Source organism: Streptomyces triticagri (genome assembly GCF_003429565.1).
In the GTDB taxonomy this organism is placed as follows: Bacteria; Actinomycetota; Actinomycetes; order Streptomycetales; family Streptomycetaceae; genus Streptomyces; species Streptomyces triticagri.
Genome location: NZ_QUAK01000101.1, coordinates 18,533 through 33,502 on the forward strand (window position 1 = coordinate 18,533; position 14,970 = coordinate 33,502).

Consider the following 14,970-nt stretch of genomic DNA (forward strand, 5'->3'; position numbering starts at 1 on the left):
TCCAACGTCTCCTTCCACGCTTCTGCTGCACCTCCTTCTTTCCCGCCTACATCCTTCTCTTGCTTCATCACCCCACCTGCCCGAGCCTCGACTGCCGCCCGCCTGAGGTCGGCCCGGCCGGGGCCGGGCCGCGCGGGAACCGGCCATGCCGGGTTCGAGTGAACGGTCGAATGGCCGGAGGCAGTCTCGCCGGCGGGACTGCCTCCGGAACCGTCGCGCCATTCCAAGGGCCCCTGCGAAGGTGTCGTGCCTCGCCTCTCATTCCTGAAATAGCGTCGTGAATTTGCGGTAATTCCAGCATTTCGCGACCCGAATCGGGGTGGGATGTCGTCGCAGGTCGAGCTATTCTGGAGTTGTTCCTGAAAAGCCCGAAGGAATTCGGGGAAGGGATCCAGTGCCCTTTTGTTCCGTAGGTGACCTATGCCTGGAAATTCGGCTCCGGGTGCCGCTGGTCGACTGATTCTGCGGACTGAATTCTCAATTCGCACTCCGGTATGCGACCTGGCGTGAGCCTGCCTTCCCTGTCTCCTTATCTCCTGAGAGGAGTGTTCTGCCTTGGCTGAATCCACCCCACCCCCTGCTCCCGCACCGACGCCTGCTGCCGGAGCGGCCCGAACTCGCCCCGGCGAACTGCGCGCCTCCATTGCCGGGGTGCTCGCGGCCGCCCCCGCGCGTCGCTACAGCGTCACGGCACTTGCCCGTCGCCTGGGCCACTCGGGCGGGGCGGTAGGCAACGCCTGCGAAACCCTCGTGACCCGGGGGGAGGCGGAACGGATCGGCACCAACCCGCGCACGTACCGCGCGACGGCCGCCACGGCCCAGGTAGCCGCCCCACCTCTGCAGCGCACCGCACCGCCGACAACGCCCGTGACCACGGGGCCCGTTCAGGCAGGGGCGCAGCCCCGAAGCGGCAAACCGGAACCAGTTCTGCGGCCCAACGGCCAGTACTATCACCCACGAGCCGTGGCTGACCTGCCCGACGTCGAAGCGCTCAGGCGCCTGCGGAAGGCCAACGTCCCGGTACTCCTCTACGGCCCTCCGGGTACAGGCAAGACCTCCCTCATCGAGGCCGCCTTCAACGACCTGATCACGGTCGCCGGAGACGGCGACACCACGGTCGGTGACCTGGTGGGGGAGTACACCCAGGACGAGAAGGGCGGCTACGAGTTCATCTACGGCCCCCTGGTCACGGCGATGCAGGAGGGGCGCGCGCTCCTTCTCGACGACGCGACCCTGATCTCCCCCAAGGTCCTGGCCGCCCTCTACCCGGCTATGGACGGACGGCGCCAGATTCAGGTCAAGGCGCACAAGGGCGAGACCGTCACCGCCGAGCCAGGGTTCTACGTGATCGCCGGACACAACCCCGGTGTTCACGGCGCGGTGCTCACCGAGGCCCTCGCCTCCAGGTTCAGTGTCCAGATCCAAGTCGGCACGGACTACGACCTGGCCGCCTCGCTGAACATCAACAAGACCGCCGTACGCGTAGCACGCAACCTCGCCGCACGCCAAGCCGCAGGCGAGATCGGCTGGGCGCCACAACTCCGCGAACTCATCGCCTTCTCGAAGATCGCCGAAGTCCTCGGCGTGGACGCGGCGTTCGCCAACCTGATCGGGATCGCACCCCTCGACGACCGCGACGCGGTTGCCGAGATCGTCGCCAAGGCCACCGGTCAACGAGCTCTCCCCCTTGCCCTGGGCGCCCAGTGCCCCACCCGGTACTGAGCCCAACTCACCCAGGTCTTTCCAGGAGGGACGACACCTATGGCAGCGAACACGCACTTCCAACCCACACCACCCGCCCTCAGCGAAGACGAATGGGCCACTGCCCGCTGGGAGGACGACGGCGGTCCCGTACACGAACCTCGACCAGCCACCCACACCCGCGAATGGCTCCGCATCGCCGCTGCCCTGGCCGAACGACTGCCCGAACTCGCCGGACGCGACGACGTCATCGTCACCTGCAAACCCGGCACCCGATCCGGAGCCCCCGCAGCCTTCTTCCCCGTCACCGCCGAACTCGAAATCGACGCCGCCCTCTTCGCACCCCACAACCCCCGCACGATCAACCCCGCCCGGTACGGCGACGAACAACGCTACCCAGTGGCTTGGGGCGCCTTCATCCACGAAGCCGCCCACGCCGCCCACAGCAAATGGCGGACACCAACGCACCTGCGCGGCACCGCACTTGCCCAAGCAGCCGAGGTCCTTGAGGAATCACGGGTCGAGAGGGCCCACGTCGCCCGCCGCCCGGACGACCTCCGGTACCTACGCGCCTGTGCCAGCACATTGGTCCTCGCCGAGCTCAACTGTCAGACACCTGCGGACCGCTGGCAGGCTGCCTACGCAGCCGGACTGATCCTGGGCCGCAGAGACGCCGGAATCCTGAAGCCTGACGAAACCGAACCGTTGGAGAAGGCGGTGGCCAAGATCCTCGGCGAGGACCTCCTCCAGACCCTCGCCGACATCTGGAACGCGGCCCACCACACAGCCGACCACGACGACGAAGGAATGCTTGCCCACGGCCGAGCCTGGTGCGAGGCGCTCGGCGCCGACCAGGCCAAACCACCACCCCGCCTCAAGGGCGACGACGGTGGCAACCTCGCTGAGGCCATCGGCAAGGCCATGACGAACGTCGACGAGCACGAGGCCGCCGAGGCAGCTATCGACGCAATCCGGACCGAGCAGCAGCGCGCCAAGGCCGACAAGGCCGCACGCGAACGTCAGGCCGGAGCGACCGCCGACAAGGTGTTCAAACGAGGCGGAACGTACGCACCCAGGCCACGCCCCGACGGCAAGCCACCTCTGCGACCGGTCACCCGCACCCGCCCGCCGACCCCTGGGGAGAGGGCCGCAGCCGGAAAACTCGCCCGGGCCCTACGAGCGGCCGCGTACCGCGAACGCATCGTTACGGTCACAACGTCCGCCGCCCCACCAGGACGCCTCAACATGCGCGGCGCCCTCGCCCGAGACGCACAGCGCGCTGCAGGCGCAATCCCCACCGCGCAACCCTGGGTGCACACCCAGCGCCGACAAGCTCCCAGCCCACCGCTGAGAGTAGGCATCGCGGTCGACGTCTCCTCCTCCATGAGGGCCGCAACCGCGCCCATGGCCTCGGCCGCCTGGATCTTCGCTCGAGCCGTCGCCCTCACGGACCCGGAATCAGCGGCCGCGACGGTGGCGTACGACCGCGGTCTCACCGCGATCACCGCACCCGGACGCAATCCCGACCGAGTCACCGAGTTCGCAGCACGGGGCGGAGGCCACTGCCTGGCCGAAGCCATCGACGCTTTGACCGCCGGACTCGACCTCACCAAACCCGGCCGAGGCCGCCTCCTGGTCGTCGCCTCCGACGGGATCTACTCCCCCGCGGATGCGGTTAGAGCAGCCGACCGCATCCGTCACCTGACCAACGACGGATGCGCAGTCCTCTGGCTGGCCTTCAAACCCGACCCATTCCCTCTCCCGCACACGACCCTCGTCGAGCTCGACCACCCGGCCCACGCTGTAGACGCGATCGCCCGGGCCGCGAAGAAGGCCGTCAAAGCAACAACCCCGATCACCTGACATCCCTATGGCCGCCGCCCTCACACGGCGGCGGCCCACATCCCCGACGACCTGGAGTCGCACCATGACCAGCCTGGCCGAACGCGCCCAATCCGCAGCCGTCTTCATCCGCCACACCATGGCCGTCAGCCCACATGGCCGCTATCGCGGCGAAGACCACGCCCTCGAACCAACCTTCGCCTCACCGCCGTTCTCGGCCTCACCATCGACGACATCACGACCGAACTCGACTGGCTCCGCCGCCGCACTCTCCCGGACGAGCCCATCATCGCCACGGCAACCTGCCCAACCATGGGCGAGAAGTACGCCTTTCTCTCCCTCCACCCCATCTACGAAGACGAGCCCTTCGAACTCCTCGGCCAGTGCCCCGAATGCCGGGGCCAGGTCCCCGTCGCCGAAGTCCGTCACCTCGGCGACCTTGGCACCCACCTGACCTTCGCCCCGACCGCCCTGCCCGAAACCTTCACCCACGACCAAGGGCACGCGCCGACCTGCCGCCGCGGCGAATCGGCCTGACATGCGCCGACCTGCGGGCAGGTGGCGTTGCCGGTCCCGCCTGCAAGGTGGCCGCAATGGCGGTCCCGTACCGGATACGCGCCGGCATCGACCAAGCAGTGTGCGCGTCGCGTCGTGCCAGTGCCCGCCCGGGGCGGAGGACAAGGCAGACGAGCCAGGCTCGCCTCGCAGTGCAGGTAGGAAACCCCCGCGTCGGCGGGAAGGACGAGGGCACACACGCCTGGGACGACCGCGGCCCCGGAACACCCCGGCGTCGGCGGGAAGGACCGACCGGAAAGATCCCACCGCGCCCCGCGGGCACGTCGGAACACCCCGCGTCGGCGGGAGGACGTCTCCAGGAACTGGGGCTCCGCGCCGAGAGACGGAACACCCCTGCGTCGGCGGGAAGGACTGGACCGCGCCTTTGATCTCCCCCCATCCCGGCGGAACACCCCCGCGTCGGCGGGAAGGACCTGACCGGCCGCATCCCGCTGGCGACGATCACCGGAACACCCCCGCGTCGGCGGGAAGGACGCGCTTGTCGTGGTCCCAGCGGCCGCCGATGTCGGAACACCCCCGCGTCGGCGGGAAGGACACGCTGTCGACGGTCAGGTCGACGCCCTGTTTCGGAACACCCCCGCGTCGGCGGGAAGGACCACGTCTCATGGGCCGGCGCCGAGCGCGACTGCGGAACACCCCCGCGTCGGCGGGAAGGACACTTCGCGACCTGCAGGTTAGCAACGGCTTTGCATCTTCTATGACGTTCTCGGTTGCGGTCTGTTCGTCACGGTGCAAGCAAAGTGGCCCGGACTAATGTCCGGGCCACGGGTCGGGACTACTGCCCTGACCACCAGTCAAACAGGATGATCGCAAGCATCTTGCCGACGAAGGAGCCGACAACCTGCTTGAAGAACCCGTTGCGGCGGTTCTCGGACTTGTTCATGCAGTTCACCTCGGAGATCGGGGCGGCTACACGGGCGGTTGGACCCGCTGGGCGGTGTCACTGAACCGGTGGGGCATATCCCCTGCCGTGTATCCGCTGGATCTCCTGGACCCGCTCATACTGTACGCCAAGTGCACGCTCTTCACAGGCAGTTGGCGTCGATCTGCTGTACAACACACGCATGGAGATCAGCACCGAAGCCGGACTCGGAGACGCGGGCAACTGTTGCCGCCACGGCGATCCGAGGCTTTTGGACGTCCGACTGTGCGGCAAGGAGCGCGGTCTGACGGACCTGTACCCGGTGGTGTGCCACCTTCTGGACACCGGCGCGTACTTCGCGGAAGTGTGGAAGTCGACTGTTGGGCCTCGTATGCGCGCCCGGATCGCTCTGGCGTTGGGGTTGTCGGAGATCGATACGGCGCGAGAGCTGTCCTTCTGGGCTGCGCTGCACGACTTGGGGAAGATCTCTCCGTCGTATCAGCACTTCCTCGCCAACGATGGGGATGTGTGGAAGAAGCACCCGGGGCACTTCCAACGGATATTCGCAGAGGGCCGCTACCGGCACGGCACGGGCGGTACCGATAACAGCGCGGGTCCACATGGCCGGATTACACACTGGACACTGCCCGGGATTCTTGAGCAGCTGGGCTATCCGCGAGGCGAGGCCGACGAGCCGGTCGGCAACCGGATGGGTCACGCTATAGGGCAGTTGCTCGGCGCACACCACGGATCATTCTACCCGTGCATGGAGCGCCGACAGATGGAGCAGCCGGCGACGTTTCTGCCTCAGGCCGGGAGGGGTGATTGGCAGGAGCAACGCCTGCGCCATGTCCGTCTGTTGCGCACGCTGATCACGAACGGCGGCCCGGTGCCGACCGGAATTCTGCCGGCTGAGCTCGCCGTCGTGGTGCTCGGCGCCGTGATGGTGGCGGACTGGATGGCGAGCGACAGCCGGTCGATCGAGACGGTGCGGCGTCATGAGGACGAGGAGTGTTGCTGTCGGGTGGTTCTTGCGCAGCACTGGAAACGTGCCCGCGAGGTGGCCCGGGCCGGCGTGATGCAGCGGGCCCTGGGGCCGTGTGGATTCGCCACTCCGGCCGATGCCGATCTGTTGACAGCTGCCGCGTTCTCGGATGGTTCCGTGCACGGTCGGCTTGCGCGGCGGATTCTCGAGGCGGGGGAGCCCGAACATGCCGGCATGCTGTTGGTGAGTGCGCCCGCCGGTCCTGCCCGGCGACGGCTCGGTCTGGTTGCGGCCTCGAAGCTGGGCCGGGCGTCCGGTGCTCGGGGCATTGCCCTCGCGCTGTCGGAAGAGCTTCACATCGAACAGGCTTCGGCGGAGCTGGGCTCGTTGGCGGGCATGCTTCTGGAGGGCTCCGGCGTGCTCACCCGTCTCCATCCGATGTTCTTCGACAGCGATCCGGCCTCGGCGTCTGAGGAGATCCCTGAACTCAGCCTGGAAGCGCAAGATCTGGCCATCGCGCAGCAGTGGCTGACCATGCGGCATCGCGGGCTGCTGGCTGCCCTTGGCGTAGGTGTCCTGGACCAGTTCTTGCCGGCCGTTCTGCCCGTGCCGGACAACGCAGTTCGGCTCTTCGCACTCAGTGAGAAGGTCCTGGTGGTGGACGACGTACGCCCACAAGAGCCGTGGTTGCATCAGTTGCTGTGCCTGCTGGTGGAGTGGTTGGCGGCACTGGGGGCTTCCGTGGTCCTGTTGACGGACACCGTGGCCGGGGCGAGTGCCGACCGTCTGGTGCAGGCCTACCGGCGGGGTGCGCGAGCTGCTCGCGGGCTGCGGGGGCGGGAGGAGGACACGCCCTCGTCGGGGGAGCTACCGCAGCCGGGTTGGCTGTATGTCGACGGATCGGACGGTTCGGTCTCCAGGTCTGCGGTCGAGCCTTCCGAGGACTTGATCGTGCCTACTTCCCTGCTCCGCGTCCGGTCGAGCACCGGCGGCGAAGGCTCGTACGTGGAAGCCGTCGTGCGCCAGGGCGGTGGCGACGGCTCGACCCTCGTCTGCTGCAGGAGTGTGGAGGAAGCCCAGCAGGTCTTTCGCGCGCTTGAACAAAACCGTCGCGAGTACGCGGGCCCCGGTGAGGTGCGGTTGCTGCACGAGCGCTTTCCTCATTATCGCGTCGGCGAGCTGGTGGCTGAGTGCCTGAGAGCCCACAAGTTTCCGGCGCGGGACGGTTCGGTGCTCGTGACCACTCCGCCCTTCGCCGAGCATCTGCCGTTCCGTTTCGAGCGGGTCGTCACCCCGGTGGTCCCGCTGCCGTCGTTGCTTGCCCGCGCTTCCCGCGGCCGGACTTTGATGCTGCTGGAAGGTCCGGAGGGCGAAGGGCAGGCCGGCTCGCCGATGGAGGAAGCGCTGAGGCAGCGCACGGTCCAAGCGCTGCGATCCCACGGCCCGCAGCTACGACTCCCCAGCGACACCGAGTCGTTGATCCGTCAGGTGTACGACTCGGACTCCTACCTGGCTGCTCTCGACGACGTATCGGCCGCGCGGCAGCGCCGCCTGGTCGCCGCGGCCGACGAGCACGAGGCCAAGCTGCTGCACAACGCCCGGATCACCGGCATACCGAGTCCGGTAAATGTCCACGACGACCTGTACGAGCTCACCCGGGCCGAGCGCGGTCTCACCGAGAACCACCTCACGGCCACGATGGGCTTCGAGCCGGCCTACGTGCTGCTCGTCCACCTCCGAGGCAAGGTCGCCTTCCTGGATCCCGAGGGAAGGAACAAGGTGCCGCAGGTCGGGTCCGACAGGAGGCGCAGTCCGGCCGTCGCCGATCTGGCCCGGCATGCGATTTCGGTTCCCCCTGCGTGGGCTCCCAAGGGAGGCATATCGGAGCAGATCGGATATGAGCGATTCGACAACATCAAATACAAGGACTGGGTGAAGCGACCATGGCTGAACCGGGTCTACCCCGTCGTGCTCAGCGAAGAGGCCGGTTCCTGCGCCGGCCTCCTGGGCGACCTGCGGATCGAGCTCACCAACGTCGGTCTGGTTAGGCTCAGTTGAATCTCCTGAATCTCCGAAAGGCCCGCGCTTCGGACCGTGAACGCTTACGATCACTGACAGTCAACGGCTACGGAAAGCTCTCATGGCAGCACAGTCGGTGCGCACTGCTACGGCGGTACGGGCCTGCTGTAGCGCCGCGGGACGAACCGACAGGAGAGCGGGCGGACTGTGGAACGGGGACGGGCGATGAACCTCTTCGACGAACCGTGGATACCCGTGCGCTGGCTCCACGGCCAAGACGGCCCCGACTCCGTGAGCCTGCGGGACCTCTTGGGGCGCTGCCAGGACATTGAAGCGCTGGACATCCCGCTCGCCGCCGCTCATGCGGCGCTTCTGCGGGTGCTTTATGCGCTCACCGCCCGGGTCAGCGGGCTCGACGAGGACCCGGACGGCAGCTGGATTAACTGGCGCGCGAGCATCCTGAAGGACCGTGCGCTGCCGCAGGAACGTATCGAGGATTACGTATCCCGGTGGCACGCCCGGTTCTTTCTCTTCGACGGCGTCGCCGGCCGCCCGTGGCTGCAGGACCCCCGTCTGGCGCACGAGTGCACCGATTCCAGCGGAGTGAACAAGCTGGTGATGACCCGGCCTTCGGGCAACAACCATTCCTGGTTCGGCCACGCCCGCGACAGCGCCCCACACTGGATCGCTGCAGATACGGCAGTGCTGTACCTGCTGATGTGGCACTACTACGGCGCTCCCGGAAGGTGCACGGCTCGCACACTCGACGGCGAGCGGATCTCCGATGCCAAGCGAAGCCCGCTGCACGGCTCCCTCTCCTACCACCCCGAGGGTGACTCACTCCTGGTCACCCTGCTGGCCGGGCTTGTACGCCCGGCGATCGAGGTGCGGCCCGAGGAGGACCTCTGCCCGTGGGAACGGGAGGAGCCGACAGATCCGGCCGGCGCTCCGCCCGTACCTGTCGGCCCCTGCGGCTGGTGGACGGACACCTCGCGGCATGCCCTCCTGCTCGAGCCCGACGCTGGCGGAGAGCATGTTACGGACGCCCGCATCACTTGGGCGTACCACCTCTCGGGTGCCTTCGACGACCCGTATCTCATCTGGGAACGCACGCTCGTCAAGAGGCAGGGGGAACAGGAGGAGGTCCGATTCGCTCGGCCGGCCAAACCGAACCGGGCCCTGTGGAGGGATCTGGACGGCCTGCTGCGGCACCGCCCTCCGGAGGCCGAGGGTGAGGCAACCACGGTGGACCCACCGAAGGTGTTCGAAACAGCGGTCGTACTCACCGACCAACTGCGCGTCCGCGCACTCGGTTTCGACCAGGACAGAGCCAGGAACTCCCAGCTCGTCAGCGGCCTCACTCCTGCGTCGGTGGGTCATCTGACCGACCAGCTCGCAGACGCTCAGGTCGCCGTCGGCCGACTGCGCAGGCTCGGCGAACGGTACGGAGAGAACCTCGCCGATGCCGTACGCAAGGCCTGGGCACTGTACACGAGGGGCGATCCCAAGGAAGCAGGCAAACTCGTTCCGCAGGCCGAGGCGCTGTACTGGCCGGCTGCGGAACGTGAGTTCTGGGCCCGTTTCGATCGCTTGGATCGCACCGGTGAGGACCCCGACGGCGGCCTGGACATCCTCGGCGCGCGTGAGGCCTTTCTCAGGCTGGCCCGTGACGCATATGACCACACGACCCGTCCGCTCACCCGCACCGTCCGCGGTAGCCAGGCCGTGGTCGAGGCCCGTGGCCTGCTGTGGAAGACGCGCCCCAAGCGCAAGAACAAGTAGCCCCCCGACTCGACCGGAAGGTGTCCCATGGCACAGGACCGTGACGCCGCGGCACGGGCACGCCGCACCGAACACCTGCGTTTCGTGCGGGAGATCCAGCAGCTCTGCGCCGACAGCCCCGGCACGCACGCCCGCCTCCGCCGCGGCGTGGGCAAGGACGTCGACCAGGTGGCCGGGATGCATCAGTTCATTGCGCACTGGCTGCCCGAGAGGCGGAACCGGGAGCGGGACCGCGCCTACTACGCGGTCGCTGCGCTCATCGCCGACCAGCCTCGCCACGTTGTCCGCGACCGGCCGACGGACGACTCCGACTCGGAGCAGCCGACCGACCCCTACGGCGCCAGCTTCGGCCACACCCTCGCCGAAGCCGTTCTCAACTCGCCCGCGCAGGAGCGCCCGCGCCGGCGTGACAGCACCCGCAGACGCCTGGACCTCCTCGTCCGCCAGAGTCCTACCGGGCTGCACCGCTATCTGCCTCCGGCCACCCGTCTTCTGCGCCAGTACGAAACCGAACCGGACTGGGCCCAGCTGCTGACCGACTTGACCCGCTGGCCGTGGAACGAAGCCGACATCGGAAGCCGGTGGCAGCAGGACTACTTCCGAACCCTTCACCGCGACGAGTGGAAGAAGAACAACGAGACAGACGCAGCCCAAGCCGTGCCCGAGCCCGGATCGCCCGCCGTCTGACCGCCCCGCACACCACCAGAAGGAGCCTCGCCGTGCCGACCGCGCACCTGCCCGCCTGTTTCGTGGACGTACATGTTCTGCAGAGCGTCCCCGTATCCACGCTGAACCGAGACGACCTCAACGCCGTGAAGACGGTGGACTACGGCGGCGTGCGGCGCACCCGAGTCAGCAGCCAGTCATGGAAGAGGGCGCTGCGCGAGAAGTTCCAGAAGGAGATCGGCCAGTTCGCCACCCGAACTCGCCGTATCGGCAAAGCTGTTGCCGATGCTCTCGTGGAGAAGCACGGCTGGGACGGACAGGACGCACGCTGGGCCGGCGCCCACATCGTGGTGGCATCCGGTATCAAGTTCGGCATCGAAGGCAAGCCGGATCAAGAGGACTACGAGGTCATCACAAACGGACTCGTCTACCTGCCCTCCGAGTCGATCGAGGAACTCGCCGACCTCGCTTCCGAACACCGCGACACGATCAAGAAAAAGAAGATCGAAAAGACAACCGACAAATCGCGGCTCCCCACCGCCGAAGTCCAGAAGATCTTCCGCCGAGGCAACGCCGTCATCCACACCTTCGGCCGCATGCTCACCGAAGTCGACGACGCGGGCGTCGACGGCGCAGTCCAGGTCGCCCACGCTTTCACCACCCACCGCAGCGACGTCCAGGTCGACTACTTCACCGCCGTCGACGACCTCACCGCCGAATGGGGAGAAACCGGCAGCGGCCACCTCAGCGAGGCCGAATTCTCCGCCGGCACCTTCTACCGCTTCGCCACCATCGACCTGCGCGAACTCATCACCAACATGAGCCGGGCCCGCACCTCCGCGAGTCCCGCCGACATAGCCGAGGACGCCCGCAACATCGCCGGGGCCTTCCTCTCCGCCTTCATCCGCTCCCTGCCACAGGCCAAGAAGAACTCCACCGCTCCACACACCGCACCAGACCTCGTCCACATCAGCGTCCGCAGCGACCGCCCCCTGTCCTTCGCCGCCGCCTTCGAGACCCCCGTGCGCCCCGCGCAAGGCGGCGGACATGCTGCCGCCTCCCGAAGCCAACTCGTCGAGTACGCGCAGACCGCCACCACACTCATGGGCAACGACCGCATCCTCGCAGCCCATTGGGCCGGCACCGGCCCGGACATCGAAGGACTGGGCGACCGCATCAACTCCTTCGACGCCCTGGTCAACACCGGCGTCGAGGCCGCATTTGCACCGCGGGAGGGCGGCGCGTGACCGCACCACAGCGGCCCCAGGAACCCGGGCTACTGCTGCGCCTCGCCGCGCCGTTGCAGTCCTGGGGCGAACGCAGCCACTTCACCGATGAACGCGACACCGCTGCCTTCCCCACCAAGTCCGGCGTACTCGGCCTGCTGTCCTGCGCACTCGGCCGACACCGTGGAGAGGGTAACGACGACCTGCGCGGACTGAGACTCACCGTGCGCATCGACCGCCCCGGCTACGTACTGCGTGATCTGCACACCGTCGGCGGCGGCCTCACCCCGAAAGACACCGTTCGCACGGCCAGTGGCACCACCCGTAGCCAAGACAAGTCCACCATCTTTGGACACCGCCTTTATCTCGCCGACGCCACCTTCGTCTGCGCGCTCAGCGGCCAACAGGACGACGTCCTCGACCACTGCGCCGAAGCACTGACCGCCCCACGGTGGCCCCTATACCTGGGCCGCCGCAGCTGCCCACCCGAGGGCCCCGTACTACTCGACCACAGCCCCGACGCCCTCGGCAGTCTCCTCCGACTCCCCTTGCCTGCACAGGCCCCGACCCCTGCCGTGACGCTGCTCGCCGACCGCCCTCTCGACTGGCTTCCACGCCATCCGGCAGACCCCGACGACGGCACCCGCCCCAGCTCCGACGTCCAGGACGAACCCGTCGACACGACCCCGCACCGGCGCACGTTCCGCACCCGCCGGCTCTACCGAGGCTCCTGGCACCCGCCCGAGCACCTGTACACCGACGCATTCGGCACCGACTACCTCAAGGCCCTCACTGCACATCTCCATACCGCCATCGCGACCTCGCCAAGCGGTCCGGAGGCCGCCGTATGACCACCAGCGCCGTACTCGCCCGCATCCGCCTCAACCCGTTCAGCCGCGACGTCCAGCGTGACCTGCGCGACGCCACGCAGATGCACAAGACCCTCATGCGACTCGTCCCTGACAATCTTGGCGACACCCCTCGCAGGGACACCGGACTGCTGTTCCGCCTGGATGAGACCGACGGCGCCGGCACGCTCCTGGTGCAGGCGACCACGGCCCTGGACCCGGCACGCCTACCCGACGGTTACGGACACACCCAAGTGAAGGACCTCACCGGGATGTTCACGGCCCTCCGCCGAGGGCTTCCGGTCAGATACCGGATCACCGTCAATCCTGCCAAGCGGGCACGCCTTCCGCTGGAGCAGAAGAACAAGCGAGGCAGGGTCGTGCCCTTGTCAGGCGCCGACGCCGATGCCTGGTGGATCCGCAAGGCCACTGCTGCCGGCCTGCACCTCACCGGCCTGCTTCCCACCCCGCAACGACCGGTGCGACCTCGCGGAGCCGGCGCCACCGCCATGCGCCACAGCCTCATCCGCTACGACGGCACCGCCACGATCACCGACCCCGACACCCTTGCCCAAACCCTCGTCACCGGCATTGGGCGAGGCAAGTCCTACGGCGCGGGCTTGCTGAGCCTGGCACCGGCGGCAGGGACTGAGCAGGCGGAACACTGAAGGCCTGACGGAGGAACCGCACCGGATCAGCTGGTCACCATGCTTCCCTCCCTGCAGGCACGGGCATGTCCCACGAAAGGCCGCTCGCCCCCGCCCGACCTGGTAGCGCCCGCCCGCTATACAGGCATTGCCACGAGGACATCGACGAGCGCTACAACCGATGAACGTGAGCGACGCATACGGTGAACCAACATCCCGGCCTCGTACAGCTGGGCCGTCTCAGCACGAACTCCGCTGCGCTGAGACGGCCCAACCCTCACTCTCACTTCGGCGAGGAGAACACAATGGCGGGTAGGCCAGACCGCCTTGCGAAACACCCCCGCATCGGCGGGGCATTGACGATCCCATCGCCCCTGGCCGAACCTGAACGGATGCTCACCGTGCAGCCTGGGTCGGTTACCCTGACAGCCAGCCATGGTCGCCAGCGCCCCCCCACAGCCCTACCGGACAACTTTCGCGGCGCGCTCAGCCAACTGGACCACCGCAGTTGTTTCCGGCAACTTTGGCGGGCAGTTTCGGCGCGCGTGCCGGAACACCTCCGAGAAGCTGTCGCTGACACCGTCGAGAATGGCGCGACTGTCCGCATCTACCCCGCCGACACAGAACAGGGCCGTGCCCTCCGTACGGCCGGAGCTCGACGCCGAGTCCCCACCGACTTCGACGGCCTCACGCCCCTCCCTCCACGACCTCAGGTAAAGAACCTGCAAACCCGCCACGAATGAGCAGGTCACGAAGTGTCTTCCCCGCTGGCGTGGGGGTGTTCCGGTGGCGTCGGGTTTCTGCAGCCGGAAGGTGATGTCTTCCCCGCTGGCGTGGGGGTGTTCCGGCCCGCGGAGGATCATCCTGGTCTCCGACGGCGTCTTGCCCGCTGGCGTGGGGGTGTTCCACGATCGGGTCGGCGATGCTTCGACGGGCGGCGGTCTTCCCTGCTGGCGTGGGGGTGTTCCGGGCAGGCACACCCAGACCGGGTCGATGAGGTCGTCTTCCCCGCTGGCGTGGGGGTGTTCCGGCCGGGGCTGCCCGGCTGACATCAGGATGACAGTCGTCCCCGCTGGTGCGGGGGTGTCACCGCAGGGTGATGAGGTTGGCGGGCTGGAGGTGCGGGCCCTCCTGGTGCCGGGCGTCTCGGTTGCCTGTGACTTGGGGCTGCAGCTGTTCCAGTCCTGCACGCCAGTGGGGATCTGCTTGGGCGTGGACGTACGCACAGGACGTTGTCTGCCCGGCGATGGGGAATACAGGCTTAGAAGGTGTGCCTTTGACCGGGGAGGCAAAGATCCGTCGAAATGATGGATCTTGAAGTGGCAGGGCTCGTGTGCGTGTCAGCAGGGCTGGCGGGGCGTTGTCGAGGGCAGATCGATGCGTTCTTTGCTGCTCAGGAGATGTCTGTGCGTGTGCTTCAAGCTTCTACGGTCGCGGTTGTTCTGGCTGCTGCGTTGTCCACAGGGATGAGTGTTCCTGCTGCTGTGGCGGCAGCTTCCGAGTCGGGTGCAGTCCGGTTGTCGGGTGCACGCGATTTCTGCCGGATCACGGCGTCGTCTGCGACGGTGCGGGCGACGCCGAGTAAGGGTGGGAGGCCTGTTGGTACGGCGTACAAGGGTGATGCTTGTACGGCGTCGGGGTGGGCTGGGCGTGGTGGGGTGTGGGTGAGGGTCAGGATTCATCGGACGGGGGTGAGCGGGTACGTGCATTCGTCGCTTGTGTCGTGGGGGAAGGAAGGGCTGACTGAACCGGGGCGGCGGTGAGTCGGTCAGGAAGCGGGTTGGGCCGGGCACGCAACTGCGTGCCCGGCCCAACC

At 67.6% G+C, this 14,970-nt stretch carries 11 protein-coding genes and 2 CRISPR repeat arrays; all 11 genes read left to right on the top strand.

Annotation, left to right across the window (positions count from 1 at the left end; genetic code table 11):
* Positions 1 to 642 precede the first annotated feature (642 nt).
* The 11 genes from DY218_RS18655 (at position 643) to DY218_RS35885 (ending at position 14,917) form a co-directional block, all read left to right on the top strand.
* A complete protein-coding gene (locus DY218_RS18655; protein ID WP_128557217.1) occupies positions 643 to 1,722 on the top strand; it encodes an AAA family ATPase in 1,080 nt (359 codons plus the stop codon).
* A 39-nt stretch (positions 1,723 to 1,761) separates the two neighbouring features.
* Entirely contained in the window at positions 1,762 to 3,564 is a 1,803-nt protein-coding gene (locus tag DY218_RS18660) for a vWA domain-containing protein (RefSeq protein WP_128557200.1), read from the top strand.
* Between the two features lie 291 nt (positions 3,565 to 3,855).
* Positions 3,856 to 4,080 (top strand): hypothetical protein, encoded by a 225-nt coding sequence (locus DY218_RS18665; protein WP_128557201.1) that lies wholly within the window; start codon positions 3,856 to 3,858, stop codon positions 4,078 to 4,080.
* Positions 4,081 to 4,442: 362 nt separating this feature from the next.
* Positions 4,443 to 4,776: direct repeats of the CRISPR family, unit length 29 nt; unit sequence CGGAACACCCCCGCGTCGGCGGGAAGGAC.
* A 407-nt stretch (positions 4,777 to 5,183) separates the two neighbouring features.
* On the top strand, positions 5,184 to 8,024 hold the full coding sequence (locus DY218_RS18670; protein WP_128557202.1) for a CRISPR-associated endonuclease Cas3'': 2,841 nt from the start codon (positions 5,184 to 5,186) through the stop codon (positions 8,022 to 8,024).
* A gap of 186 nt (positions 8,025 to 8,210) precedes the next feature.
* Positions 8,211 to 9,767: a type I-E CRISPR-associated protein Cse1/CasA gene (gene casA / locus DY218_RS18675; protein ID WP_128557203.1), complete on the top strand. Its 1,557-nt coding sequence runs from the start codon at positions 8,211 to 8,213 to the stop codon at positions 9,765 to 9,767.
* Positions 9,768 to 9,794: 27 nt separating this feature from the next.
* Positions 9,795 to 10,454: a type I-E CRISPR-associated protein Cse2/CasB gene (casB, locus tag DY218_RS18680; protein WP_128557204.1), complete on the top strand. Its 660-nt coding sequence runs from the start codon at positions 9,795 to 9,797 to the stop codon at positions 10,452 to 10,454.
* A 32-nt stretch (positions 10,455 to 10,486) separates the two neighbouring features.
* Positions 10,487 to 11,680, top strand: a complete 1,194-nt coding sequence (cas7e, locus tag DY218_RS18685; RefSeq protein WP_128557205.1) for a type I-E CRISPR-associated protein Cas7/Cse4/CasC — start codon at positions 10,487 to 10,489, stop codon at positions 11,678 to 11,680.
* Positions 11,677 to 12,510: a type I-E CRISPR-associated protein Cas5/CasD gene (gene cas5e, locus DY218_RS18690; protein WP_128557206.1), complete on the top strand. Its 834-nt coding sequence runs from the start codon at positions 11,677 to 11,679 to the stop codon at positions 12,508 to 12,510. The genes cas7e and cas5e overlap by 4 nt, the downstream gene beginning before the upstream one ends.
* Positions 12,507 to 13,175: a type I-E CRISPR-associated protein Cas6/Cse3/CasE gene (cas6e, locus tag DY218_RS18695; RefSeq protein WP_128557207.1), complete on the top strand. Its 669-nt coding sequence runs from the start codon at positions 12,507 to 12,509 to the stop codon at positions 13,173 to 13,175. The genes cas5e and cas6e overlap by 4 nt, the downstream gene beginning before the upstream one ends.
* Before the next feature lie 371 nt (positions 13,176 to 13,546).
* Positions 13,547 to 13,897 (top strand): type I-E CRISPR-associated endoribonuclease Cas2, encoded by a 351-nt coding sequence (locus DY218_RS18700; RefSeq protein ID WP_128557208.1) that lies wholly within the window; start codon positions 13,547 to 13,549, stop codon positions 13,895 to 13,897.
* Positions 13,898 to 13,910: 13 nt separating this feature from the next.
* A CRISPR array of direct repeats spans positions 13,911 to 14,185; the repeat unit is 31 nt; unit sequence TGTCTTCCCCGCTGGCGTGGGGGTGTTCCGG.
* A 435-nt stretch (positions 14,186 to 14,620) separates the two neighbouring features.
* Positions 14,621 to 14,917, top strand: a complete 297-nt coding sequence (locus DY218_RS35885; protein ID WP_407703653.1) for an SH3 domain-containing protein — start codon at positions 14,621 to 14,623, stop codon at positions 14,915 to 14,917.
* Positions 14,918 to 14,970 lie beyond the last annotated feature (53 nt).

Excerpts from the sequence above, each read along its gene's own strand:
- cas6e (WP_128557207.1), top strand. The coding sequence starts at position 12,507 with ATGACCACCAGCGCCGTACTCGCCCGCATCCGCCTCAACCCGTTCAGC.
- DY218_RS18700 (WP_128557208.1), top strand. The coding sequence starts at position 13,547 with ATGCTCACCGTGCAGCCTGGGTCGGTTACCCTGACAGCCAGCCATGGT.
- DY218_RS18670 (WP_128557202.1), top strand. The coding sequence starts at position 5,184 with ATGGAGATCAGCACCGAAGCCGGACTCGGAGACGCGGGCAACTGTTGC.
- DY218_RS18660 (WP_128557200.1), top strand. The coding sequence starts at position 1,762 with ATGGCAGCGAACACGCACTTCCAACCCACACCACCCGCCCTCAGCGAA.
- casA (WP_128557203.1), top strand. The coding sequence starts at position 8,211 with ATGAACCTCTTCGACGAACCGTGGATACCCGTGCGCTGGCTCCACGGC.
- DY218_RS35885 (WP_407703653.1), top strand. The coding sequence starts at position 14,621 with ATGAGTGTTCCTGCTGCTGTGGCGGCAGCTTCCGAGTCGGGTGCAGTC.
- casB (WP_128557204.1), top strand. The coding sequence starts at position 9,795 with ATGGCACAGGACCGTGACGCCGCGGCACGGGCACGCCGCACCGAACAC.
- DY218_RS18665 (WP_128557201.1), top strand. The coding sequence starts at position 3,856 with ATGGGCGAGAAGTACGCCTTTCTCTCCCTCCACCCCATCTACGAAGAC.